The following is a 24,810-nucleotide window of genomic DNA, read 5'->3' on the forward strand; positions in this document are numbered from 1 at the left end:
CAACCTAAACCTCTTTGCCAAGTTTGCGGGCAAGGTCTTTGCAGAGCAGATGGAGCATGTTCAAATCCCGCTGCGGCAGCATGGGCACTCGGTCCATCACCCATTGATGCAGTTTTTCATCCTGCGAAACACCGAGATCACCAAGAATTTCTGCTGTTTTGCTTTTCAGCACCCGAACCTGTCCGGCGTTATCAATATTTTCTGCTAGCACCTCGGGCTCATCGAGCAACTGGCTCAGCTCGTAGGCGTACAGCATGATCGCCTGGCCCAGGTTCAGGGACGGATAGCTCACCTTGAGCGGCAGGTAACTGATGAGATCGACCTGGGCCAGCTGCTCGTTGGAAAGCCCCGACTCCTCGCAGCCAAAGACGATGGCCACCTTGTTGAGGGAAGGCTTGCTGCGGATCTGCTCGCGGATCTCCCCCGGCGTGAGGTAGTGGTGGTAGCGACCGCGTTCACGGGCGGTGGTGGCGATCACCAGATCCATGTCCGCCAGCGCCTCGGGCAGGGTGTCGAACGCTTCGGCCTGGGTCAGGATCTCCTGCGCACCGTGGGCCACCCAGCTCGCCTCCTCCTCTTCGTGCACCCGGCTTGCCACCAGTCGCATGGCATCAAAGCCCATGGTTTTCATGGCGCGGGCGGCAGCGCCCACGTTGGCAGGGCGGGCGGGGGCCACCAGCACAAAATAGAGTTTCATTGGGTCTTCTCCTGGGCAGGGCCGAACGTGCAAACCACAGCGGAACGTCGGCAAAACAGGGGCGCAATCTACCGTTTTCACTCGAAAATTGCCACTTGAACAGACGTTTGAATGTTGCCATAGTGGCCTGGAATGTGGACAAATTGCAGCCAATCCCAGGCGCCATCGGCCCGACAGATCACAAGGAAGAGAGAGATGCAGCAGCCATTGGAACAGGCCGTCGCCGAGACGATTCTGCAACGCTTCGAGTCGTTTTACAGCCGGTTTCTCGAGATAACCCAGGGCAGCAAGAGCCGTTTTGAAAACAGCGACTGGCTGGGGGTGCAGCTGGCGGGGCGCGAGCGCATCCGCCTCTATGATCACCACGTGGGGGCGACGGCCGGCTCCATTCGCCAGATGATGGGAGAACACCACGCCACCCAGGAGCTGCTCAAGCGGGTCAAGGGGGCCTTCAGCGACCTGCTGCCCAAGTGCGAGAACTTCGAGGTGGCGGAATCCTTCTTCAACTCCGTCTACCGCCGCATCTTTCGTCATCGCAACATCCGCGACGAAAACCTCTACATCCACCCCTTCGTCAGCCGCGGTGACAAGCCCGATCTGAGCGCATTGCTGCGCATCTACCGCACCGATCTCGCCCACCTGCCGCAGACCCTGAGCCAGCTGCTCGGGGATTACAGCTTCACCCTCCCCTACGAGGACAAGCAGCGGGATATTGTCGACATCCACCGCCATCTTGCGGAGAACGGCCCGCAAATCCTCCATGACGAGCCCTTTGCCATCGAACTCTTGAAAGAGGTGTTCTACCGCAACAAGGGGGCCTATCTGGTGGGGCTGATCCGGGCCCGGGATCAGGTCTTCCCCTTTATCCTGCCCCTGCTCAGCACCGGCCACAGCATCTATGTGGACACGGTGATTTTCGAGCCGGATCTCGCCTCCATCGTCTTTGGCTTCGCCCGCGCCTACTTTATGGTCTATGCCCGCGAACCGGCGCTGTTTGTCGCCTTTCTGCGCCAAATCATGCCCCACAAGCCCGATTACGAGATCTACAACGCCATCGGCTGCCAGAAGCATGGCAAGACCGAGCTCTATCGCCACTACCGCCACCATCTGGCCCAGAGTCGGGATCAGTTCATCATCGCCCCCGGCATCAAGGGGATGGTGATGAGCGTGTTCACCCTCCCCTCCTACGATGTGGTGTTCAAGGTGATAAAAGACGAGTTCACCCCGCCCAAGGAGGTGAGCCACGAGCAGGTAAAGGCAAAATACCGGCTGGTTAAACAGCACGACCGGGTTGGCCGCATGGCCGATACCCAGGAGTTCACCAACTTCGAGTTTCCCCTCGATCGCATCTCGCCCGAGCTGCTTGCCGAGCTCAAGACGGTGGCACCGTCGGCGCTCACCATCAGCGACGACAAGCTGGTGATCAAGCACCTCTACACCGAGCGCAAGATGATCCCCCTCAACCTCTATCTGGACAAGGCGGACGAGCAGCAGACCCGGCTCGCGCTGGAGGAGTACGGCAACGCCATCAAGCAGCTGGCGGCGGCCAACATCTTCCCGGGGGACATGCTGTTCAAGAACTTCGGCGTCACCCGCCACGGCCGGGTGGTCTTCTACGACTACGACGAGATCTGCTACATGACGGAGTGCAACTTCCGCCAGATCCCGCCGCCTCGCTACCCCGAGGATGAGTGGAGCGCCGAGCCCTGGTACTCGGTGGCCCCCAACGACATCTTCCCCGAGGAGTTCGCCACCTTCCTGCTGCAAAAGCCACAGGTGCGCGAGATCATGTTGCAGTTGCACAAGGAGATGTTCGACGCCAACTACTGGAAGATGCTGCAGAGCAACATCAAGGTGGGGGTGTTCGAGGATGTCTATCCCTACCGGCGCAAGAAGCGCTTCAAGTACCAGCGCGGCGGCTGATCCCGCAGAGTCCGCGCACATCGCAGCAACGAAAACGGGGTGGCCAAAGCCACCCCGTTTTGCTATCCGCGTTGAGGCCTTAACTGCCGCGACGGCGGATCACCCCCTCCTGCATGGTGCTCGCCACCAGCATGCCATCACGGGTAAAGAACTGGCCGCGCACCAGACCGCGACCGCTGCTGGCGCTCGGGCTGTCTACCACGTAGAGCAGCCAGTCGTCGAAGCGGAAATCCCGGTGGAACCACATGGAGTGATCGATGGTGGCCACCTGCATATCCGGCTCCCAGTAGGACACCCCGTGGGGCTGCAGCGAGGTGAGCAGGAAGTTGAAGTCGGAGGCGTAGGCCAGCAGGTATTTGTGCACCCGCAGATCGTCCGGCATCTGGCCGTTGGCCTTGAACCAGACGTGACGCACCGGATCCTGCACCGTCGGCCGAATAGGGTCGACCAGCGTCACCGGGCGCATCTCGATGGGCTGCTCGCAGAGGATCTTGTCGCGCAGGGAGGCCGGGATCAGGTTCTCGTAGGGGCGCACCAGCTCCAGCTCGCTCTTGAGCTCCTCCGGCGGGGTGATGCCGGTGGGCATCTGCGCCTGATGCTCGAAACCGTCGGCCGGCACCTGAAACGAGGCGTTGAGATAGAAGATGGGCTTGCCGCCCTGAATCGCCTTGACCCGGCGGGTGGAGACGGTCTGGCCGTCACGGATATTCTCCACGTCATAGACGATGGGACGGGTCACATCCCCCGGACGCAGGAAGTAGGAGTGAAAACTGTGAACCTGACGGCCGGTCTCGACCGTCTGCTTGGCGGCTGACAAGGCCTGCCCCATTACCTGTCCGCCAAACACGGCCCGCAGACCGAGATCCTGGCTCTGGCCCCGAAACAGGCCCTCCTCGATTTTTTCCAGCGCCAACAACGCCAGCAGCTCATCAAGTACCTTGCTCATTGTTCACTCCTCTATCAGAGCCGCACAGGCTAACAAGCTCACCGGAGCAGAGCAACCGCAGCGGCGAGTCTGCGGGCAAACAGACGACAGAAATTCCCCTCAATTTCTCACCAACCCCCCTTTTACCAGCCAGGGGGGTTGATACAAAAAGGCCCGCACCATCTGGTGCGGGCCTTTGCTTGGCCGACTGAGCACTTGAACAGCGTTCAGTACGCAACAGGCTATCGGCTTACTTGCTGCCGGTGCCGGAGTTGCGGGTAGAGGCTTGCGGCTTGCGACGGGCGGTGGTGGCGCGAGCGCGCGGCTCTTTGCCCTGCATCTCTTTGTGACGCTGCACGGCGCGACGGATCTGGGCGGCCTGCTTGTGACGGCTGGTTTTGCCATCTTGCTGCAGATCGACCTTGGATTCGGTCTCCGGCGGCAGGTTGACCAGACCGCGCAGGTAGTTCACTTCCGGCAGTTTCAGCTCTTGCCAGCCGCCGCGCGGGATGCCGCGGTCCAGCTTGACGTCACCGTAGCGGATACGCATCAGGCGGCTCACCTGCACTTCCTGGGATTCCCACAGGCGGCGCACTTCACGGTTGCGACCTTCGGTCAGGGTGACGTTGAACCACTGGTTCAGACCTTCACCGCCAGCCGGTTTGATCTTGTTGAACTTGGCGGTGCCATCTTCCAGCTGCACGCCCTTGCGCAGACGCTGCAGCATGGCTTCGGTGATTTCGCCAAAGACACGTACCGCGTATTCCCGCTCCACTTCGTGGCTCGGGTGCATCAGGCGGTTGGCCAGCTCACCATCGGTAGTGAACAGCAACAGACCGGAGGTGTTGACGTCGAGGCGGCCGACCGCAATCCAGCGGGCACCTTCCATCTTGGGCAGACGATCAAACACGGTGGGACGACCTTCCGGATCGTGACGGGTACACATCTCCCCTTCCGGCTTGTGGTAAGCCAGTACGCGGCAGATCACTTCCTCTGCGGCACGGGTCTTGACCTGGTGACCATCCACCCGGATCACGGCGTTCACTTCGACGCGATCCCCCAGTGTGGCGACCTTGCCATCCACACTGACCCGACCTGCGGTGATCAGGGCCTCCATCTCACGACGGGAGCCGTGACCCGCGCGGGCCAACACTTTTTGCAGTTTTTCACTCATCGGGGTTACCTGATTGTTGATCGCTGCCCACAGGTAATAGGGGCAACGGGGTTAACTGTAACAAACGCCGGTTAGAGCACTCGCCACAGTTGAAAAATGTATATCTCGGTGACATCGGCACGCTTGGGCGCCATTCACCGGGCATCGCTCTCCCCGTCCACCGCAGAGGGCAACAGGGGTTGCAGCTCCGGATCCAGCTCGGGGAGCTGCTCCAGACTCTGCAGATTAAAGTAATCCAGAAACTCTCTGGTAGTGGCGAGCAACTCGGGGCGACCGGCCACCTCTTTGTGGCCGATGCTGCGCACCCAGCCACGCTCTTTCAGGGTATTCACTATCTGGCTCGACACCGCCACCCCGCGGATCGCTTCTATCTCGGCCCGGGTGATGGGTTGGCGATAGGCGATCAGGGTCAGCGTCTCCATCACGGCGCGGGAATAACGCGGAGCCCGCTCGCTCCAGAGCCGCGAGAGCTCCTCGGCATACTCCTGACGCGCCTGAAAGCGCCACCCGGAGGCGACCTCTTTGAGCTCGACGCCCCGCGAGCTGTAATCTTGCCTGATCTCGGCCAACAGCAGCTGAACATAGCGACTGGTCACCGGATAATCGGCCAGCACGCTGCTTTTCAGCTCGCTGACATTGAGCGGACGACCGGCCACGAACAGCGCCGCTTCGATCAAGGTCTTGAGTCGTTCAGTGGGCAGCGCCACGGTTGCCCTCCTCGCTCTGCTCGGCCAATGCAAAATGGATAGGACCGAGTGGTTCTGCCTGCAGGATCCAGATCAGTTGCTCCTTGCACAGCTCCAGCAGGGCCAGAAACGTCACCAGTACACCCATGCGCCCCTCTTCGGCACGCAGCACCTGCTCAAGCCGCAGGGTCTGCCCCAGGGTGAGCATGGCAAGGATCTCCGCCATGCGCACCCGGGTCGGGATCTGTTCGCGGCGGATCTGGTGATGTTCGAAATGAGTCGCGCGTTTTACCACACTTTGCATGTAAAGGGCGAGCTCAACCAGCGAAACATCGGGCGCCAGTGGCTTGAGGGCGCCAAAATCGGGGGGCAAGGCAGCGGCGATATAAATCTCCCGCTCCACCCGTGGCAGCTCATTGACCCTCTCCGCCCCTACCTTGTAGCGCTCGTACTCCTGCAGGCGGCGAATAAGCGTCACCCGCGGGTCTTCTCCCTCCTCTTCATCCTCCAGCTCCGGCGCCTTGGGCAGCAGCAGGCGGGATTTGATCTCCGCCAGCCAGGCCGCCATCAGCAGATATTCAGCCGCCAGCTCAAGGTTGAGCCCCTGCATCAGCTCCACGTACTCCATGTACTGGGCGGTGATCTGCAGGATCGGCAGGTTGAGAATATCGAGCTGCTGGCGCCGGATAAGGTAGAGCAGCAGATCGAGCGGCCCCTCGAAGGTATCGAGGAACACCTCCAGCGCATCGGGCGGGATGAACAGGTCCTGAGGCAGCTCGTGATAGGGCTGCCCCAGGACTTTCGCGATGGGTAGCGCGGCGCCAGTCCCCATCTCGGCGGAAGGGACTGTCACCGGTTCAGCGACATCACTCAAACGGAGTCGGGTCTCCGGCGCCGCGACGACGCAATACCGGCTCGTCGTCAGAGAAATCGACCACAGTGGTGGGCTGCTCACCCAGATAGCCGCCGTTGACCACCAGATCGATCTGCTTGCCCAGCTTGTCGAAGATCTCTTCCGGGTCGAACTCGGCCATCTCGGAGTCCGGCAGGATCAATGTGGTGGAGAGCAGCGGCTCGCCGAGTGCTTCCAAGAGCGCCTGAGCAATCTTGTTGTCCGGCACCCGGATGCCAATGCTCTTCTTCTTCTCGTTCATCAGGCGGCGCGGCACCTCTTTGGTCGCCTTGAAGATGAAGGTGTAGGCGCCCGGGGTGTTGTTCTTGATCAGGCGAAACGCGCTGTTGTCGACCTTGGCGTAGGTGGAGATCTCGGAGAGATCGCGACACACCAGAGTGAAGTCGTGGTTAGCGTCGAGACGACGGATGCGGCAGATGCGCTCCAGCGCGCCCTTGTCACCCATCTGGCAACCCAGCGCATAACCGGAGTCGGTCGGATAGACGATCACACCGCCGTTCTGGATGATCTGTACCGCCTGACCGATCAGACGGGCCTGGGGGTTTTCCGGATGTACGTAAAAATGCTGACTCATAGCTTGTTCTCGCAATGGGGGCAGCAATACCTGCCCGCTCGTATGGTCACGGGTCAAAGACCCATGACACTACCTTAACCTGTTTGAACCTGTTTGTGGCCGCTTCGCTGACGCCGTTACCGGCTTGCCAGCAGCTCGGCTTGTTGCTCGGTGGTGAGCCCAAAGTGATTTGGATAGGCCAACCAGATGGGCATCCCCTCTTTGGGCAGCCAGAGGTGGCGGCCCAACTCGGTCCAGTTGGAGGGGAAGTGAAAATCCGATCCCACCGAGATATAGAGGTCGTGATCCTTGGCCCACTGGCCCAGATTGGCCCGCTCCTGCGGACTCTGCTGGGGCAATGAGACCTCCATGGCATCGCCACCGGCCGCCTTGAAGGCCACCAGCAGCCGCTTGATCCACTTGGCGGTGAGATCGTAACGGCTGGGGTGGGCCAGCACCGCCAGCCCGCCAGCGGCGTGAATGGCAGCGATGGCTTCGCTCATCTCGGGCCACTCGGCCGGGGCATACCCTTTATTGCCACGGCTCAGGTACTTTTTGAATACCTTCTGCATGTTGTCGGCCACCCCACACGCCACCAGCACCCTGGCAAAGTGGGCGCGGGTCACGGCAGCATCACCGGCGAGCGCCTTGGCCTCTTCATAGGTGCCGGGGATGAGGCACTTCTCCAGACGACGCCCGATTTCCAGCGCGCGCGCCTCACGGCGGGCCAACTGACCGGCCAGAAAGTCGGTCAGCTGCGGATTGTTTTCATCCACCCCCAGCGCCACGATATGAATTTCGTGATGCTCCCAGCCGGTGGAGATCTCGACCCCGCTCACCAATCGCAGCGGCAGTTGCTCGGCTTCGATGGTGCGGCGCACCTCATCAAGCCCAGCGAGGGTATCGTGGTCAGTAACTGCTAACACCTCGACCTGTTTTTCGGCAGCGCGACGCACCAGTTCGGCGGGGCTCAGCACCCCGTCGGAGGCAGTGGTATGGCAGTGAAGATCGAATCTCATCAGGTTATTCCGCTCTCGTGGTCAGGTCACCATTCATGGCAAATCGGTGAAAGAAGGCTAAAAAGCGACTTGACTTGGCCGCGGCTTTATCGTCTTCTGTAGGCACTTCATTGCAAACATCTTTTTACAGGACTTTATCATGCAAACGACTTCCATCCTGACCATCTGGTGGTGGCACACTCCCTGACATGCGGGCGTGTGGTCGTTGCTGTACCTGTAATCTGACAGCAAATTAAGAACCCAAAGAAAAAGCCCGCTGACCCCAGCGGGCTTTTTTATTATCCGGCAAATGGACCTGTGATGAAACCGAGAATTCAGACAAGCAAGCTGACCTGGCGATGGCGCCCCTGAGCCAGCCACCCCAGACCAATTAAATTTCTAAGGAATTCAACGTCATGAACATCGGTAACACGCATCACACGCAAGGGAACGCACTATGACAGCCACACATCGCCTTCCTCTGGGTGAATTCGATACCCTCAAACTCAACGCCCCCTATGTGGCCGATCCGCTGGCGCTCTATACCCGCCTCTGTCAGGGCCGCCCCAACAACCTGCTGCTGGAATCGGTGGAGATCGACTCCAAGGCGGGTAAACAGAGCCTGCTGCTGGTCGATGCCTGCCTGCGCATCGAGTGCCGTGGTCGCACCGTGCGGGTGCGCAGCCTGAACGACAACGGCGCTCAGTTGCAGAGCCTGCTGGCCGAGCGGCTGCCTGCGGTGGTTGCCCGCTCGCTGGTCGATGGCGAGCTGCAACTCGACTTCCCTGCCTCCGATCGGGAGCAAGACGAAGATTCCCGCCTCAAGGGGTGCAGCGTGCTGGACGTGCTGCGCACCCTGCAGCGGGAGCTTGATTGCCAGCTCGGCAAAGAAGCGCTCTTTATGGCGGGCAGCTTCGCCTACGACCTCATCGCCTCTTTTGAAGATCTGCCCGAAGTGCCACAGGGGAGCAATGACTGCCCCGACTACTGCTTCTACGTGGCCGAGACCCTGATCACCATCGACCATATCGAACGCACCACTCAACTGCTGGCCTGCATCTTTGGCGGCGACAGCGACGAAAGCCAGGTGGAAGACAGATACACCCGCCTGACCGAACGGCTCACCGACTTCAAACAGATTTGCCAGCAACCCCTCTGCGCCGAGCTGACCACCCAGCCCCTGACCGGTGGCATGAGCGTGGACAAGAGCGACAAGCAGTTCTGCGCCGAGGTAGAGAAGCTCAAGGGCTTTATCCGCCGTGGCGACATCTTTCAGGTGGTGCCGTCCCGCTGCTTCTCCCTGCCCTGCCCGAGCCCCCTGGCCGCCTATCGCCGCCTCAAACAGACCAATCCCAGCCCCTACATGTTCTACGTGCAGGATGAGGGCTTCACCCTCTTTGGCGCCTCGCCGGAGAGCGCGGTGAAATTCTGCGCCGCCAGCCGCGATGTGGAAATGTACCCCATCGCCGGTACCCGCCGCCGTGGCTTCAACCCGGATGGCAGCATCAACCGGGATCTCGACGGCCGCATCGAGCTGGAGTTGCGTCAGGACGAGAAAGAGGTGGCCGAGCACCTGATGCTGGTGGATCTGGGCCGCAACGACATAGCCCGCATCTCGGAGCCCGGCACCCGCTACGTCAAGGAGCTGCTGAAAGTGGATCGCTACAGCCACGTGATGCACCTGGTCTCCAAGGTGGTCGGCACACTGCGCTCCGATCTTGACGCCCTGCACGCCTATCAGGCCTGCATGAACATGGGCACCCTCACCGGCGCACCGAAGATCCGCGCCAGCGAGCTTATTCGCATGGTGGAAGGCAAGCGCCGCGGCAGCTACGGCGGCGCCGTCGGCTACATCAACGGCGCTGGCGAGATGGATACCTGCATCGTCATTCGCTCGGCTTTCGTGAAAGATGGCGTGGCCCATGTGCAGGCCGGTGCCGGGGTGGTCTATGACTCCAAGCCGCAAGCAGAAGCGGACGAAACCCGCGCCAAGGCGGCCGCCGTGCTGGCCGCCATCGCTGCCAGCCATGGCACCTCCCTGCAAGCTCTGAGTGCCCAGCAGGAGCAACATAAGGACGTGAGCCATGACTAATATCTTCCTGCTCGATAACTTCGATTCATTTACCTACAACCTCGTTGACCAGTTCCGATCCCTCGGCTATCCGGTGCGGATCTACCGCAACAGCCTGCCGGCCAGCCGCATCATGAGCGAAATCGCCGCCTGTGAAGGGGACGCCGTACTGGTGCTCTCGCCGGGCCCGGGCGCCCCCCACGAAGCGGGTTGTCTCATAGACCTCATCAAGCTGGCCCGTGGTCAGGTACCCATCCTCGGTATCTGCCTCGGTCATCAGGCCCTGTGCGAAGCCTACGGCGGCACCGTCGGTGCGGCGGGCGAAATCGTCCACGGCAAGCGTTCGCTGATTGAGCACAACGGCCACGGCGCCTTCGCCGGTCTGCCGAGCCCGCTGCCGGTGGCCCGTTACCACTCGCTGGTCGCCACCTATGTACCGGAAGAGCTGACGGTGATTGCCCACTATCAGGGGATGCCCATGGCCATCGAGCAGCAGGATGAGCGGGTACTGGGTTTCCAGTTCCACCCGGAATCCATCATGACCTCGGAAGGGGCCCGTCTGCTGACTCAGGCGCTCGCCCATATCACTCGTCCAGAAAGCATTTTTTCGACACGCGGCGCGCGGTAAGGAGACCAACATGCATCATCATCTCAACACCCTCTATCAGGGTCAGTCTCTGAGCCGTGAAAGTACCCGCGACGCCTTCGGCCAAGTGGTACGTGGCGAAGTGGACCCCATAGTTCTCGCCAGTCTCCTGACCGCTCTCAAGATCAAGGGGGAGACCCCGGAGGAGATCGCCGGTGCCGCCGAGGCCCTCTTGGCCGAAGCGCGCGACTTCCCGCGTCCGGATTATGAGTTCTGCGACATCGTCGGTACCGGTGGCGATGGCCTCAACACCATCAACGTCTCCACCACCTCGGCGCTGGTCGCCGCCGCCTGCGGCCTGAAAGTGGCCAAGCACGGCAACCGCTCGGTCTCGAGCAAGTCGGGTTCGAGCGATCTGCTCGACAAGATGGGCATCAAGCTCGACATGAGCCCGGCGCAGGCGCGCCGCTGTCTGGACGAGCTCGGCATCTGCTTCCTGTTCGCCCCCCAGTACCACGCCGGGGTGCGCCACGCCATGCCGGTGCGTCAGGCCCTCAAGACCCGCACCCTGTTCAACGTGCTGGGGCCGCTCATCAACCCCGCTCGCCCCACCTATCAGCTGATGGGAGTCTATGCCCCCGAACTGGTGCGCCCCATCGCCGAAACCCTGCTGGCACTGGGGCTGAAAACCGGTATGGTGGTGCACGGCGCCGGGCTGGATGAAATCGCCATCCACGGCCCGACCCAGGTGGCCCAGATCCGTGACGGCGAGATCCGCGAGTTTCTGCTCACCCCGGCTGATTTTGGCCTCGAGACCTATCCGGTCAGCGCCATTCAGGGTGGTGAGCCTGAAGAGAACTGCGCCATCACCGCCGCCATTCTGGAAGGGCGTGGCACTCCGGCCCACAACGCCGCCATCGCCGCCAATGTGGCGCCACTGCTGCTGATGGCGGGCAAGGCGACCGATCTCAAGAGCGCGGCGGCCGAGGTGCTGGCGGTGCTGGCGAGCGGCAAGGCTGCGGATCTGGCCGCTCGGCTCGCCACTTTAAGCCATAAGGAAGCGGGCAATCAGGAGGCATGATGTCAGCCACCATGTCGCACAGCAGTCATTCAGAACGCCCACAGGGCAAGAGCCAGTTTCGCAAGGATAACGAGATGTCAGACCTTATTGCCCCCCATGCATTTCTGAACATGGCCTCCATCAGCCAGACCATTCTCGGCAAGATCGTGGCGGCCAAACAGGAGTGGGTTGCCGCCCGCAAGCTGGCCCAACCGCTGGAGAGCTTCCAGAGCGCGCTGACCCCGAGCGATCGGGATTTCGTCGGGGCGCTCAAGGCGGGCTCCACCCGCTTTATTCTGGAGTGCAAGAAGGCCTCCCCCTCCAAGGGCTTGATCCGCGACGATTTCAGCCCGGAGGCCATCGCCGACATCTATGGCAAATACGCCACCGCCATCTCGGTGCTGACGGACGAGAAGTTCTTTCAGGGGGATTTCGCCTTTTTGCCGCGGGTGCGCAGCCGCGTATCGCAGCCGGTGCTCTGCAAGGATTTCATGATTGACCCCTATCAGGTCTATCTGGCCCGCCACTATCAGGCGGACGCCATCCTGCTGATGCTCTCGGTGCTCACCGACGAGGGGTATCGTGCCCTGTTCGCGGTTGCCAAAGAACTGGGGCTGGGCGTACTCACCGAGGTGAGCAACGAGGAGGAGCTGACCCGCGCCATCGCGCTGGGGGCGCCGGTGATTGGCATCAACAACCGGGATCTGCGCGACTTGAGCGTCGATCTCAACCGCACCAAACAACTGGCCAAAGATATTCCGAGCGATCGGGTAGTGATCAGCGAGTCCGGCATCAACCATCGCGCCCAGGTAGCGGATCTGCGCCACTACGCCAAGGGCTTTCTGGTGGGCTCGTCATTGATGGCCGAGCCGGATCTGGAAGCCGCAGTGCGCAAGCTGGTACTGGGCCAAAACAAGGTGTGCGGCCTCACCCGCGCCGAGGATGCCGCCGCTGCCCATCAGGCGGGCGCGGTGTTTGGCGGTCTTATCTTTGTGGCGAAAAGCCCGCGTTATGTGGACATCCCCGCCGCCCGCGCCGTAATGGCGGGCGCACCGCTCTCCTATGTCGGGGTATTTCGCAACGCCCAGCCCGCCACCATTGCCAAGACGGTGGATGCGCTGGGGCTCGCCGCGGTGCAACTGCATGGGGATGAGGATGCTGCCTATATCGAGGAACTGCGGCCGCTGCTGCCCGCTGGCTGCCAGATCTGGAAAGCAATCGGAGTCACAAGCGGCGAGCCGCTGCCCGCCCTCGACTACCCGGCGGATCGGCTGCTGCTGGATACCAAAGTCGGCAGCCAGAGCGGCGGTACCGGTCAGGCGTTCGACTGGGCCCTGCTGGCCACGCTCGATAAAGCCAAGCTGATGCTGGCGGGCGGCCTTAATCCCGACAACGCCCTGCAGGCGGCGCAAGTGGGCTGCCTCGGACTTGATTTCAACTCCGGGGTGGAGAGTGCCCCGGGCCAGAAGGATGCGCACAAGATTGCAGCCGCCTTCGGCGCACTGCGCAACCTGTAACGCAACCCTTTTTGATATTTCGATTTAGCTAATACAAGGAAGAAGCCATGACCCTGCTCAACCCGTTTTTCGGTGAATTTGGTGGCATGTATGTGCCCCAAATCCTTATCCCGGCCCTGCTCCAGCTGGAAAAAGCCTTTGTCGATGCCAAGGATGATCCGGCCTTTATCGCCGAGTTTCAGTCCCTGCTGACCGAGTATGCTGGTCGCCCGACCCCGCTCACCCTGACCCGCAATCTGACCAAGGGCACCAAGACCCGCCTCTATCTGAAGCGTGAAGATCTGCTGCATGGCGGCGCCCACAAGACCAACCAGGTGCTGGGTCAGGCGCTGCTGGCCAAACGGATGGGCAAGAGCGAGATCATCGCCGAGACCGGCGCCGGTCAGCACGGCGTGGCCACTGCGCTGGCTTGCGCACTGCTCGGCCTCAAGTGCCGGGTCTATATGGGCGCCAAGGATTGCGAACGCCAGAAACCGAACGTATTTCGCATGAAGCTGATGGGCGCCACCGTCATTCCGGTGCACTCCGGCTCCAGCACCCTGAAAGATGCCTGCAACGAGGCGCTGCGCGACTGGGCCGCCAACTACGAGTCGGCCCACTACCTGCTCGGCACCGCCGCCGGCCCGCACCCCTTCCCCACTATCGTGCGGGAGTTCCAGAAGATGATCGGCGAAGAGGCCAAGGCCCAGTGCTTCGAGAAGGAGGAGCGGCTGCCCGACGCGGTGATCGCCTGCGTCGGCGGCGGGTCGAACGCCATCGGCATGTTTGCCGACTTTATCGATGAGCCGTCGGTGCGCCTCATCGGCGTCGAGCCGGGTGGTCACGGCATCGAGAGCGGCGAGCACGGTGCGCCGCTCGGTCACGGCAGCAAGGGGGTCTTCTTTGGCATGCACTCCTACCTGATGCAGGACACTCAGGGCCAAATTCAGGAGTCCTACTCCGTCTCGGCGGGGCTCGATTTCCCCTCCGTCGGCCCGCAGCACGCCCATCTGGCCGCCATCGGCCGCGCCGAGTACCCCTCGGTGACCGACAAGGAGGCGCTGGACGCCTTCCAGGAGCTGGCCAAATCCGAAGGCATCATACCGGCGCTGGAGTCCTCCCACGCGCTGGCCCATGCCCTCAAGATGGCCCGCAGTGAACCGGAAAAAGAGCAAGTGCTCATCATCAACCTCTCCGGCCGTGGCGACAAAGATATCTTCACCGTCGCTGACATCTTTGAAAAAGAAGGAACCTTGTCATGAACCGTTACGCACAACTCTTCTCCCGTCTGGACGCGGCCAATCAGGGCGCCTTTGTGCCGTTCGTGATGCTGGGTGACCCCACTCCTGAACTCTCCTTGGCCATCGTCGATGCGCTGGTCGCAGGGGGCGCCGATGCCCTTGAGCTCGGCATTCCCTTCTCCGATCCGGTAGCGGACGGCCCCACCATTCAGGGCGCCGCCCTGCGCGCCTTTGCCAGCCACACCACCCCGGACGACTGCTTCGAGCTGCTTGGCCGCATCCGCGCCAAGTACCCGCAGCTGCCGATTGGCCTCCTGGTCTACGCCAACCTGGTCTATGTGCGCAAAATCGATGGCTTCTACGAGAAGTGCCAGCAGGCGGGCGTGGATTCGGTGCTGGTTGCCGACGTGCCGGTGCAGATGTGCGCCCCCTACAAGGCGGCCGCTGACAAGTTCGGCATCGACAGCATCTTTATCGCCCCGCCCAATGGCGACGCCGAGACCCTGAAACAGGTGGCGGAGCTTGGCAATGGTTACACCTATCTGGTGAGCCGCGCTGGCGTCACCGGTGCCGAGACCAAGGCCGGCATGCCGGTGGAAGGTCTCATCAATACCCTGCGCGAGTTCAACGCCCCCCCCGCCCTGCTCGGCTTTGGCATCAGCGAACCGGCTCAGGTGCGTGAAGCCATCGCCGCTGGCGCCGCCGGTGCCATCTCCGGCTCCGCCGTGGTGAAGATCATCGAGACCCACCACCAAAACCCGGAGCATATGCTCACTCGTCTGAAAGAGTTTGTGGAAGGGATGAAGGCCGCGACCAATCGCTAAGGGGCAGCATTGGTCAAAGGCCGGTGGTCGTGAGTGGCCCGCTTATGTATCGATATCACGCATAGCGGCAATCACTGCATCGTTGCATCAAAGGGAGCCTGACCGGCTCCCTTTCTCTTTGTCGCTTGCACCCGCTTGCGGCTCCCGACCTGTTGCCCCCTCTCCCTCCGGGAGAGGGCTGGGGTGAGGGGAATTGTGCATTCCCAACCAAATGAGTTGCTCACATAGCGCACGCCTTAATAACTAATTTATTGATCCAACACAGATTCCCGCCAAAGCCCCCTTCTCAGCTATCAGCATCGCCCTTAAGATAGCCAAACGACAATCAACCTCTCGGAAGAACGCCATGACAGCGATTGTTGCAATCTCGCAGGTTAACAGCAGCGGACTGGGAGCTGGAACTCAGGGGCGGTAGCGTGGTTTTTTTGTAGGTTGGCGCAGAGCGTAGCGAAGCCCAACAGGCGAGCATTATTGCGCCAACCAGATCGGGATAAACAAGGATGTGGCAAAACCGTACAAAAGCTTTTCAGATATATTCGCGGTAAACGTTGGGCTTCACTTCGTTCAGCACCAACCTACGATTTATAGCCCAACATACAAGATTCGCTTTTGGCCGCCCTTTAACCAAACATTAGCCACAAGCAAGAGAGAACGAAATGCAACAATTCTTAGAAAGTAACTGGCTGTCAATTCTGTCTATCCTTATAGGTATCGTCGTAGCATATATATTTTACCGACTACAGAAAAAAGATACTGCATCTGCATCTGCTGAACGTAAGAAGCACGCTACATATGAGCTATTGGATGTTGTTGAAAGTTATATAATTAATAAGCAGCGACTATCGGAACATGTGATTGAAAATTTGATACATGCGTCTGAACGTGATCACTCAGTTGCATTACGACCAACATGCACTGCAATTTCACTTCTTCAAGATGTAGCCCTGCGTTTACAACGAAGCAGACATTTGGATATACCGCAAAAGTCGGAATATTCCGAAAAAATTGAAGAGCTAATACGTGAGACACGCGAGCATCGAGAGCCTACTCGTCTCAATGAATTGAACACAGAACCAGATGAAATCATTACCGCTCTTGAAGCAATGTTGATACCTGAGCGGAGAGAAGATGCGAGAAAAATTCTTGATTCACTAGCAAGCATTGTTGAAAGAAAAAGCGAGATCTCATTGAAGAATGAAAAGAGCAAAGAGCTTACCATGATAATGGCTACAACTCTTCTTGGTGTGTCTACAGCTCTAGCAACATCATTAATCGGCAGTAAAATTTTCGATTCAGTCACAACTTCACCAATAACTTCAATGTTCAGTAAGCTTTTCCCGCTTATGGGGGCACTTCTAGCAGTTGTGGTTGCACTTCAGGTTACAATTACTGCACTTCGAATCAGGAGGCGTGATTCTAAAAATAGTGATGAAAAGTAAAACATAATGGCTAACTCATCATTCAAACGGGACGCTTAACGGCCCCCTTAATTAAAACGTTATGCGTCAGAGATAATTTATGAATCCAGATATCTTTTTAGATGATTTTGAAATTACAGAAAACACTCAAGAACTACATGCAATACTCGGACGTTGCTTGATAGTTGCAACTCATTTTGATCTCTTATGTGACCATACATCGAAATTCTTTAAACTAAAACATTCGAATGTACAGGCTGCGGTTGATCTTCAGAAATTCGAGGGTTACGTGATAGAGTTAATGCATAAATACCAACCCCTACATCAAAGCATAGAGTCATTACCAATTAATGATGACGTAAAAAACATACTCATTGCTGCGAAAAAGGCTAGAAATGAAATAGCTCACAGTTTAGCCAGTGGTCTAACTGGATGCTTGGATACAAAAATAAATGAAAGCGAATTTAAATCTCACTTAACTCAACTCATTCAAGATGTAGCTGCTGGTGATTATTTTATTTCTTCTGTTTTATCACTAGGTAACAATGCCCCTTTGTTTCAATTTTCACACAATGAATACCAAGAAAAAATAGTGACATGGGTGCTTGGAAAGTGAATTAAAGCCGCATAAAAAATGCTTTAAGAGTGACTTCCAATGCATAGCTTTTTCAGCAGTTCGATTAGACCATGGCTATTACAGTTGTTGTGTTTAGGTTTAGTTTTGTAACCGCCTTAAGCGGGCGTTATGCCTCAGAAGATTAAACACCTATTGCAACAATAAATTTGGGACACCCATCATTCTATAAAACAAGTTACATCGCCAGAGCATAAATAAAGGGTAACCGAGGTTTGATTTTTACTCAGCCACGATATTTCTAACAACCCTTGCCAACCCCACCACTACCTCCCCCTGTCCAATACCCGCCATCCCATCAGCGCCAGCATCAATACAACCCCCGGCAGCCAGACCCAGTAGAGCTCGGAGAGGATCACCGCTTCACCCCGGGCGGTCAGATAGGCTTCCAGCTTGAAGGGGGCAACCCGGATCACCTGCCAGGGAGCGAAGAAACGCTCGTCACGCCACGGCCAGAGCCAGCCAACCCCCTTGCCGCCGGTGGTGAGGGAATCGAGCAGGCTATGGGAGAGCAGAGAGACCAGCAGAAATGACCAGACGGTAGCGGCGCTCGCCCGAAATTGGCGGTGAAACAACACAGCCAGCGTGGGCAGGGCAAAGGCGAACAACAGGGAGTGGGTAAAGCCGCGGTGGCCAAAGACATGGCCGTAGGCGACCCCCAGTTTAAAGGCGAGCACATCGGCATCGGGCAGCATGGCGATGGCGACACCGGCCAGCAGCAGGCGTGGAGGGATAATCCGGCTGCCAAGCCCCAGTCCAAGGCAGAGAGGTACGGCGGCGTGGGTAACTATGGTGGGCATAGGATAAAGCTCCAACTGAAAACGTGAGCTTACCTTATCCCCGCTCGGTGAAGTGAAGGTGAAGTGTGCCCACTGTATTGGTTCGCTGTTAGCTAAACGCAGCGCCAATCAGCTTTGGCGCGCTAACTTGAAATGTTCATTTAACTGCGGCTGACATGCAGAACGGGATCGTGATAAGTAGTCTCTTCGGTTCACATCACAGGGATAGTGGCAGCGATGAATGTATCAAAAAGCATCAGGCTGATTGCGAGCGTTATCAGCCTTTGGTTAGTGACTGGATGCATGGCAGAGGCCGCCTCTGAGCAGCCCGAAAAAGAGCCGTACGCGCTGATCTATAACGGGCCGGTTTCTGATGGGGATAGCACGAAGGCGATTGCGGATGTGGTCAGGCAGGTGGGCTTGCCGGTCAGGAATCTCTCCAATATCGGGGAGCTGCCTGCAGAGCTCAATAATGCTAGGGTATTTATCGTTGGCGGCACTGAGGACGATGTGGAGCCGCTCCTCAATGCCTTCACCGCAGACGCGCGCTCGGCATTAAAAACCTATTTGCTAAGCGGTGGCCGCTACCTCGGGATCTGTGGGGGTGCCTTTGTGGCATCTATCGGCTGGTCTGAGGATGAAGGCTTTGTGCCGGCGCTGGGCCTTGTCCCTGCGACATCCGATGATTATGACGGCGACTTTAGCGCCAGGATCTTCCCGATCAGCTGGCTTGGTGAAGCGCGCCAGATGTATTACCAGGCCGGACCGCAATTTACGCCGGTGCCAAGCCCCGAGCAGGTCAAGGTCATCGCCCATTTTCAAAACCATCAGATTGCCGCGCTGATCAGCTCATACGGGAAAGGCAAGGTGGCCGTTTCCGGGCCACATCCCGAAGCCCCTGAATCGTGGAAAGAGAACGCGGTGGACGGCGACAAGATGGAGTCGAATATTCATCTGGCTGCAGGACTCGTTAACGAGTTGCTCTCCGAAAAGCCCGTCACCCATTCGAATTAGTCGCATCCCTACGCCCCTAGATTTGCTCCCATTGATCGGCCCGGAAGTCAGGCCATCCAATCGACCGCAATCCATAAAAAAACCACCTACCTGCAAAAGGTCGGTGGTTTTTTTATCGGTGGCAGATCACGGGTAGCCGATACAAAGCGTTCGCTACCTCAACTTTCGCCCGGGAACGAGCACTACTCTTCCTGCTCCTCCGGTTGTCTCTCCCCACCCCGCAACTGTTGCAGCTCATCGACTCGGGCTTGCCACTTCTCTTGGGCTTTTTTGCGCTCCTGAAGCTGGAACTCTTCGCGCATGGTGTCGATGTTAAGGTCAAGTGTTTCCATCAGAGTGTCTCCTTTGTATGACCGCTTAAAGACTGGCTGACGGCGCATTGGCCAACCTGCTCCCCTATTCAGACACCACTCATCCCCCAAACGCCCAACTAAATAATCGATTGAATATGCAACATTCAATCTAAAAAACTATTCATTCTGCACGGTGACACGCTGTAGCAGCGGCTGCCGCCCCGTTACGCGAAACGCAACGAGGCCCACGTCCCCCGCCAAAAAGGTGATAAAGGCATACGCAGTAACCCGGTTTGGCGTAGTCCCATGCTGGAGCAGATCTCATCGCCGAACCGGATTATCTGGCACTGCGCCGAAATGGCGTTAAGCAGTGCTACTACCATTTTCAAAGGCAGGCAGCGCAGTTGCCCAACCGGCGAAACCAATAAAAAGACCCCCTATTGCCCAGCGGTAAGAGGGGGTCTTTTGTTTGAGCCGCCGGCTAGCCGGCTATTGCCTCACGCTATCAGGCCAGCGAGACAAAGATCCCGGCCAGGGTGGCGCTCATCAGGTTCGCCAGGGTCGCGGCCAACACAGCCTTGAAGCCCATATTGGCCACATCGTGACGGCGCTCCGGCGCCATGGTGCCGATGGAGCCAAGCTGCACCGCAATGGAGCCCAGGTTGGCAAAACCGCACAGCGCGAAGGTGATGATGATCTGGGTATGGGCGCTGAGGCCTTCCTTGATATTGGCAAAGTCCAGATAGGCGACGAACTCGTTCATGATCACCTTCTGGCCGATGAGGGAACCGGCCGCCATCATCTCGCTGGCGGGCACACCAATCAGCCAAGCCACCGGGGCAAACAGATAACCCAGCAGCTGCTGCAAGGAGAGATGGGCCCAACCGAACCACTCACCGACGGTGGTGAGACCGGCATTGATCATGGTGATGACGCTGACAAAGGCCAGCAGGATAGTACCGATGGCCACCGCGATCTTCATGCCACCCATGGCGCCGCCCGCCAGCGCATCGATGGCGTTGCTGTAGTCGCTCTTGTCGAGGGTGATCTCGGCCTGATCGCTTACCTGTTGCTGCTCCGGCACCAGCAGTTTGGCCATCAAGAGGCCACCCGGCGCCGCCATAAAGGAGGCGGCGATCAGGTATTTAAGATCCACCCCCAGACCGGCGTAACCGCCCAGCACCGAGCCCGCTACCGAGGCCATGCCGCAGGTCATCACCGCAAAGAGTTCGGAGCGGGTCATGCCGGCGAGGAAGGGGCGAATAAGCAGCGGCGACTCCCCTTGCGACAGGAAGATGTTGCCGGTGGCCACCAGGGATTCTGCGCGGCTGGTGCCGAGCAGGCGGTGCACGGCGCCGCCCAATACCCGGATCACCCACTGCATGATGCCGAAATGGTAGAGCACGGCAATCAGCGCGCTGATAAAGATCACCAGCGGCAGCACCCGCACGGCGAAGATAAAACCGTTGCTGGCCAGATCGCCAAACACGAAGCGGATGCCGCTGTCGGCGAAGCCGAGCAGGGCGGAGACGCCATTGCTCATGGCACCGAGCATGATTTGACCGGGGGGGAAATAGAGCACCAGCGCAGCAAAACCGGTTTGCAGGGCGAGCGCACCCAGCACGGTTCGCCAGCGGATGGCTCGGCGGTTTTCACTGGCCAACCAGGCGATAAACATCAGGGCCAGCATACCGACCAGACTCAATAACAGTGTCATCTTGCACCTATGAAGAGAGGAGTTTCATATGGCAAGTCTGCAGACAGGCGTCGCGGGAGATCCGGCGGGAGAGGTGCCGACCCACGCGACACGCAGACCACAAACCTACAGGTTAGTGGCGGGTCCCATCCTGGGGTCATTCACGTTCCGGGTGACAGCATGTATCGGGTGACGCCAGCGCCATCGCAGGGGGAGATGCGGCGGGTGGCAGGTCGGGCGGCGATGGTACAGTGATCATCGTCGCAGAAAAAGCGGTAAAACGATTGGCCGGAATAACTTTTTCAACTTGTTCACACAACGAAACAGGGCCAGCGTGACGCTGGCCCTGTTTCAATCCGTACTTGAGTACTCAGATGATTACTTGAGGCGCTTGCCGCTCGCATCCACCACCTGCTCGCCATCCTCCTTGGCGAAGGCCCCTTTTTGCTGATCGGGCAATATATCGAGCACCACTTCCGACGGACGGCACAGTTTGGTGCCAAGCGGCGTAACGACGATGGGGCGGTTGATGAGGATGGGGTGAGCCAGCATGGCATCGATCAGTTCATCATCGCTGAAACGATCTTCCGCCAGACCGAGCGCCTCGTAGGGTGGAACGTTCTTGCGCAGCAGATCGCGCACCGGCATGTCCATGGCGGCGATCAGCGCCACCAGCTGGTCACGGGAGGGGGGCGTCTCCAGATAGTGGATGACAGTTGGCTCGACGCCGCTGTTGCGGATCAGCTCCAGGGTGTTACGGGAGGTACCACATTCCGGGTTGTGATAGATGGTGATTGCACTCATTTGCGTGTCTCTCATTAATCAAGTGAATAGAAAATGGATAGCATCTAGTTCGCGGCCAGCTGTTAGCGGCCATCAGTTAACGGCTCAGCCCCGCTTCGTACCAGGGTTTGCTGGCGTTAACCACCCGCACCACCAGCAGCATGACCGGCACCTCGATCAGTACCCCGACCACGGTGGCGAGCGCCGCGCCGGAGTGAAAGCCGAACAGGCTGATGGCGGCGGCCACCGCCAGCTCGAAGAAGTTGGAGGCTCCGATCAGGGCGGAAGGACAGGCGACCGAGTGCTTCTCCCCCACCTTGCGGTTGAGCCAGTAAGCCAGCCCGGAGTTGAACAGCACCTGGATCAGAATGGGCACCGCCAACAGGGCGATAACCAGCGGCTGCTCGATGATGGCGTTGCCCTGAAAGGCAAACAGCAGCACCAGAGTGAGCAGCAGGGCCGCCACCGACCAGGGCTGGATGCGGGTCATGACGCCGTCAAAATGGGCCTCTCCCTTTTTCAGCAAAGCCTTGCGCAGCAGCTGGGCGATGATGACCGGAATGACGATATAGAGCACCACTGAGGTAAGCAGGGTATCCCACGGCACTATGATGCTGGAGACCCCGAGCAGCAGCGCCACCAGCGGTGCGAAGGCAAACACCATGATGAGGTCGTTCACCGCCACCTGCGACAGGGTGAAGTAGGGATCGCCGTTGGTGAGGCGACTCCAGACAAACACCATGGCGGTGCAGGGGGCCGCAGCCAGCAGGATCAGCCCCGCCACATAGCTGTCGAGTTGATCTGCCGGCAGCCAGTCGGCAAACAGCACGCGGATAAAGAGCCAGCCGAGAAAGGCCATAGATAAGGGTTTGACCAGCCAGTTGATAAAGAGGGTGACTCCAATCCCCTTGAGATGCCCCTTCACCTGATGCAGGGCGCCAAAATCGATCTTGAGCAGCATGGGGATGATCATCACCCAGATCAGCAGCCCCACCGGCAGGTTGACCTTGGCCACCTCCATGGCACCGATCGCCTTGAAGAGATCCGGCAAACCTTGCCCGAGGCCAATCCCCACCAGAATGCAGAGGGCGACCCAGGCGGTCAGATAACGTTCAAAAAAGCCGATGGCAGGCACGGCCTTGGCATCACATGTTGCAGACATCACAGCTCCCGATGCGGCGCAATTTCGCATCTTCTATTGGTTCAAAACACGGGTTTATAACAAGTAACGGCATATTCAAGCCGCCCGGCAGCAGACCGGGGCGGCGACTCAATGGTACTGGCAGAGGCGGCGCAGGGCATCGGGCCCCACCGGCTCCTCGGCGAGCAGTGGCACCACGGCGTAGCGGCTGGCGTGTTGCTGCTCGACTGCCTCGATATGGGGTAACTGGCGCTCGGCCCGCAGTTGCAGCAGCGGTGAGCTGACCGCGGCTTGCTGCAAGCTGTGGTTGATGAGCCAGCCCCAGGGCTCGATGCCAGCCCGGCGCAGATCGGCCTGCAGATTGGTCGCCTCCTGCACTGGCGTCGGCTCGGGCAACGTCACAATCAACACCTTGGTCTGTTTGGGATCCTGCAACTGCATCATGGGGGTGGTGAAGTGCAGCCCCTTGTTTCCCATCTGGCGAGCGATCTCCCTGTGGTAGGCGCCGGTGGCGTCAAGCAGCAGCAGGGTGTGGCCAGTGGGGGCAGTATCCATCACCACGAAGCGCTTGCCCGCCTCGCGAATAATGCGCGAGAAGGCCTGAAACACGGCGATCTCCTCGGTACAGGGGGAGCGCAAGTCCTCCTCCAGCAGTGCCCGCCCCTGCTCGTCCAGGGCTGCTCCCTTGGTGGCCAGCACCTGGGCACGGTAACGTTCGGTCTCGGCATGGGGGTCGATGCGGCTCACCTCCAGATGGGGCAGACTAGCTGCCAGCGTCTCGCTCAGGTGCGCGGCGGGATCCGAGGTGGTGAGGTGCACCGGCAAACCGCGGCTCGCCAGCTCCACCGCCACGGCGGCAGCCAGGGTGGTTTTGCCTACCCCGCCCTTGCCCATCAGCATGATAAGGCCGTGACCATCGGCGGCCAGCTCGTCCAGCAGCGAACTCAACTCGGGCTGGGCTTGTTTGACAGTGGACGGTACTGTCGGGGATTGAGCGGCTGCTCCCTCTGATTGCAGCAACAGCCGCAAACTATCGATCCCTACCAGATTGGTGGCCAGCAGCGGGATATGATCCTGCGCCAGCCCCTTTATCCCTTGCGGCATCTGAGCGAGAGCCTGTTGCTCGCGCTGCCAGAGCGCCATTGCCAGCGGATCTCCTGCAATGGCGCCTTCGGGGAAGAGGCCATTGATCACCAGTTGCTGGTTCAGCAAGCCGATGGCAGCCAGCTCCTCGTGGGTGCGAGCCACTTCCCGCAGAGTGGATTGCTGGGCGCGCGCCACCAGTACCAGCCGGGTGCGGGCAGCATCAGCCAGGGCGGCGACCGCGTCGCTATACTGGCTGCGCTGCTTCTCCAGCCCCGCCAGCGGGCCAAGGCAGGAGGCATCCCCCTTGCCCTGCTCCAGAAATTCGCTCCAGGCGCCCGGCAGTTGCAGCAGCCGAATGGTGTGGCCGGTTGGGGCCGTATCAAAGACGATATGGTCATACTCGGCCAGCAGTGTTTGGTCGGTCAGCAGGGCGGTGAATTCGTCAAAGGCGGCGATCTCGGTGGTACAGGCGCCAGAGAGCTGCTCCTCGATGCTGCGTACCACGCTCTCGGGCAACTTGCCGCGCACCGGCCCGACGATCCGCTCCCGATAGGCTTTGGCCGCCGCCGGGGGATCTATCTCCAGCGCCGACAAACCGGGCACAGCGGCGATGGTGGTGACGCGATTACCGATCTCGGTGGCAAACACCTGCCCCACGTTGGAGGCAGGATCTGTGCTGACCAGCAGCACCCGCTTGCCAATATCACACAGCGCCACCGCACTGGCGCAGGCTAGCGAGGTCTTGCCTACTCCGCCCTTGCCGGTGAAGAAGAGAAACGGCGGTGGATTGGTCAGAAAATGGTACATAGCCTCTCCCGA

At 59.4% G+C, this 24,810-nt stretch carries 23 protein-coding genes; 10 read left to right on the forward strand and 13 right to left on the reverse strand.

Going from position 1 to position 24,810, the window contains the following annotated elements; genetic code table 11:
• Positions 1 to 4 precede the first annotated feature (4 nt).
• Positions 5 to 697: a tRNA/rRNA methyltransferase gene (locus tag G5193_RS05865; RefSeq protein WP_421205373.1), complete on the reverse strand. Its 693-nt coding sequence runs from the start codon at positions 695 to 697 to the stop codon at positions 5 to 7.
• Between the two features lie 195 nt (positions 698 to 892).
• Here G5193_RS05865 and aceK point away from each other — a divergent pair, with 195 nt between their 5' ends.
• On the forward strand, positions 893 to 2,620 hold the full coding sequence (gene aceK / locus G5193_RS05870; protein ID WP_421205375.1) for a bifunctional isocitrate dehydrogenase kinase/phosphatase: 1,728 nt from the start codon (positions 893 to 895) through the stop codon (positions 2,618 to 2,620).
• Positions 2,621 to 2,699: 79 nt separating this feature from the next.
• Here aceK and tesB read toward each other — a convergent pair whose 3' ends face one another.
• The 6 genes from tesB to rnm form a co-directional block, all read right to left on the reverse strand.
• Positions 2,700 to 3,566, reverse strand: coding sequence for an acyl-CoA thioesterase II (tesB, locus tag G5193_RS05875; protein WP_019445657.1), 867 nt, complete (start codon positions 3,564 to 3,566; stop codon positions 2,700 to 2,702).
• Between the two features lie 229 nt (positions 3,567 to 3,795).
• Positions 3,796 to 4,719, reverse strand: a complete 924-nt coding sequence (gene rluB, locus G5193_RS05880; RefSeq protein ID WP_005347347.1) for a 23S rRNA pseudouridine(2605) synthase RluB — start codon at positions 4,717 to 4,719, stop codon at positions 3,796 to 3,798.
• Between the two features lie 134 nt (positions 4,720 to 4,853).
• Positions 4,854 to 5,426, reverse strand: coding sequence for an SMC-Scp complex subunit ScpB (gene scpB / locus G5193_RS05885; RefSeq protein ID WP_005350230.1), 573 nt, complete (start codon positions 5,424 to 5,426; stop codon positions 4,854 to 4,856).
• Entirely contained in the window at positions 5,410 to 6,279 is an 870-nt protein-coding gene (locus G5193_RS05890; RefSeq protein ID WP_199765725.1) for a segregation and condensation protein A, read from the reverse strand. Before G5193_RS05890 ends, scpB begins: the two co-directional genes overlap by 17 nt.
• On the reverse strand, positions 6,272 to 6,892 hold the full coding sequence (locus tag G5193_RS05895; RefSeq protein ID WP_005338129.1) for an L-threonylcarbamoyladenylate synthase: 621 nt from the start codon (positions 6,890 to 6,892) through the stop codon (positions 6,272 to 6,274). Before G5193_RS05895 ends, G5193_RS05890 begins: the two co-directional genes overlap by 8 nt.
• 116 nt (positions 6,893 to 7,008) lie before the next feature.
• Positions 7,009 to 7,890 (reverse strand): RNase RNM, encoded by an 882-nt coding sequence (gene rnm / locus G5193_RS05900; RefSeq protein WP_421205378.1) that lies wholly within the window; start codon positions 7,888 to 7,890, stop codon positions 7,009 to 7,011.
• A 436-nt stretch (positions 7,891 to 8,326) separates the two neighbouring features.
• On the opposite strand from rnm, the gene G5193_RS05905 reads away from it, so the two are divergent.
• From G5193_RS05905 to G5193_RS05940, 8 genes are all read left to right on the forward strand, one after another.
• Complete coding sequence (locus G5193_RS05905; RefSeq protein ID WP_421205380.1) at positions 8,327 to 9,961, forward strand: anthranilate synthase component 1; 1,635 nt, start codon at positions 8,327 to 8,329, stop codon at positions 9,959 to 9,961.
• Positions 9,954 to 10,568, forward strand: a complete 615-nt coding sequence (locus G5193_RS05910; protein WP_100646427.1) for an aminodeoxychorismate/anthranilate synthase component II — start codon at positions 9,954 to 9,956, stop codon at positions 10,566 to 10,568. The genes G5193_RS05905 and G5193_RS05910 overlap by 8 nt, the downstream gene beginning before the upstream one ends.
• 10 nt (positions 10,569 to 10,578) lie before the next feature.
• Positions 10,579 to 11,607: an anthranilate phosphoribosyltransferase gene (trpD, locus tag G5193_RS05915; protein ID WP_421205382.1), complete on the forward strand. Its 1,029-nt coding sequence runs from the start codon at positions 10,579 to 10,581 to the stop codon at positions 11,605 to 11,607.
• Entirely contained in the window at positions 11,607 to 13,103 is a 1,497-nt protein-coding gene (gene trpCF / locus G5193_RS05920) for a bifunctional indole-3-glycerol-phosphate synthase TrpC/phosphoribosylanthranilate isomerase TrpF (RefSeq protein ID WP_216980282.1), read from the forward strand. The genes trpD and trpCF overlap by 1 nt, the downstream gene beginning before the upstream one ends.
• A gap of 47 nt (positions 13,104 to 13,150) precedes the next feature.
• Complete coding sequence (trpB, locus tag G5193_RS05925) at positions 13,151 to 14,344, forward strand: tryptophan synthase subunit beta (protein WP_421205384.1); 1,194 nt, start codon at positions 13,151 to 13,153, stop codon at positions 14,342 to 14,344.
• Entirely contained in the window at positions 14,341 to 15,147 is an 807-nt protein-coding gene (trpA, locus tag G5193_RS05930; protein ID WP_042032437.1) for a tryptophan synthase subunit alpha, read from the forward strand. The genes trpB and trpA overlap by 4 nt, the downstream gene beginning before the upstream one ends.
• A 656-nt stretch (positions 15,148 to 15,803) precedes the next feature.
• Positions 15,804 to 16,586, forward strand: coding sequence for a hypothetical protein (locus G5193_RS05935; protein WP_216978353.1), 783 nt, complete (start codon positions 15,804 to 15,806; stop codon positions 16,584 to 16,586).
• A gap of 79 nt (positions 16,587 to 16,665) precedes the next feature.
• Entirely contained in the window at positions 16,666 to 17,181 is a 516-nt protein-coding gene (locus G5193_RS05940) for a hypothetical protein (RefSeq protein ID WP_216978352.1), read from the forward strand.
• A 284-nt stretch (positions 17,182 to 17,465) separates the two neighbouring features.
• On the opposite strand, the gene G5193_RS05945 is transcribed toward G5193_RS05940, so the two are convergent.
• The gene (locus tag G5193_RS05945) at positions 17,466 to 17,999 is read right to left on the reverse strand and encodes a metal-dependent hydrolase (RefSeq protein WP_216978351.1); all 534 of its coding nucleotides are present in this window, start codon (positions 17,997 to 17,999) and stop codon (positions 17,466 to 17,468) included.
• A gap of 216 nt (positions 18,000 to 18,215) precedes the next feature.
• On the opposite strand from G5193_RS05945, the gene G5193_RS05950 reads away from it, so the two are divergent.
• Positions 18,216 to 18,992, forward strand: a complete 777-nt coding sequence (locus G5193_RS05950) for a BPL-N domain-containing protein (protein ID WP_421205387.1) — start codon at positions 18,216 to 18,218, stop codon at positions 18,990 to 18,992.
• Between the two features lie 182 nt (positions 18,993 to 19,174).
• Here the strand turns inward: G5193_RS05950 and G5193_RS05955 are convergent, their stop codons facing one another.
• The 5 genes from G5193_RS05955 to arsA form a co-directional block, all read right to left on the reverse strand.
• Positions 19,175 to 19,324, reverse strand: coding sequence for a hypothetical protein (locus G5193_RS05955; protein ID WP_005347375.1), 150 nt, complete (start codon positions 19,322 to 19,324; stop codon positions 19,175 to 19,177).
• A gap of 466 nt (positions 19,325 to 19,790) precedes the next feature.
• Positions 19,791 to 21,002, reverse strand: a complete 1,212-nt coding sequence (locus tag G5193_RS05960; protein WP_290022661.1) for a NupC/NupG family nucleoside CNT transporter — start codon at positions 21,000 to 21,002, stop codon at positions 19,791 to 19,793.
• Between the two features lie 357 nt (positions 21,003 to 21,359).
• Positions 21,360 to 21,785 (reverse strand): glutaredoxin-dependent arsenate reductase, encoded by a 426-nt coding sequence (arsC, locus tag G5193_RS05965; protein WP_080741219.1) that lies wholly within the window; start codon positions 21,783 to 21,785, stop codon positions 21,360 to 21,362.
• A 76-nt stretch (positions 21,786 to 21,861) separates the two neighbouring features.
• Positions 21,862 to 22,926 (reverse strand): ACR3 family arsenite efflux transporter, encoded by a 1,065-nt coding sequence (arsB, locus tag G5193_RS05970; protein ID WP_421205390.1) that lies wholly within the window; start codon positions 22,924 to 22,926, stop codon positions 21,862 to 21,864.
• Positions 22,927 to 23,034: 108 nt separating this feature from the next.
• Entirely contained in the window at positions 23,035 to 24,798 is a 1,764-nt protein-coding gene (gene arsA, locus G5193_RS05975) for an arsenical pump-driving ATPase (protein WP_421205392.1), read from the reverse strand.
• Between the last annotated feature and the right edge of the window lie 12 nt (positions 24,799 to 24,810).

It is taken from the genome of Aeromonas sp. 601027 (assembly GCF_049174455.1).
Classification (GTDB): Bacteria; Pseudomonadota; Gammaproteobacteria; order Enterobacterales; family Aeromonadaceae; genus Aeromonas; species Aeromonas veronii_A.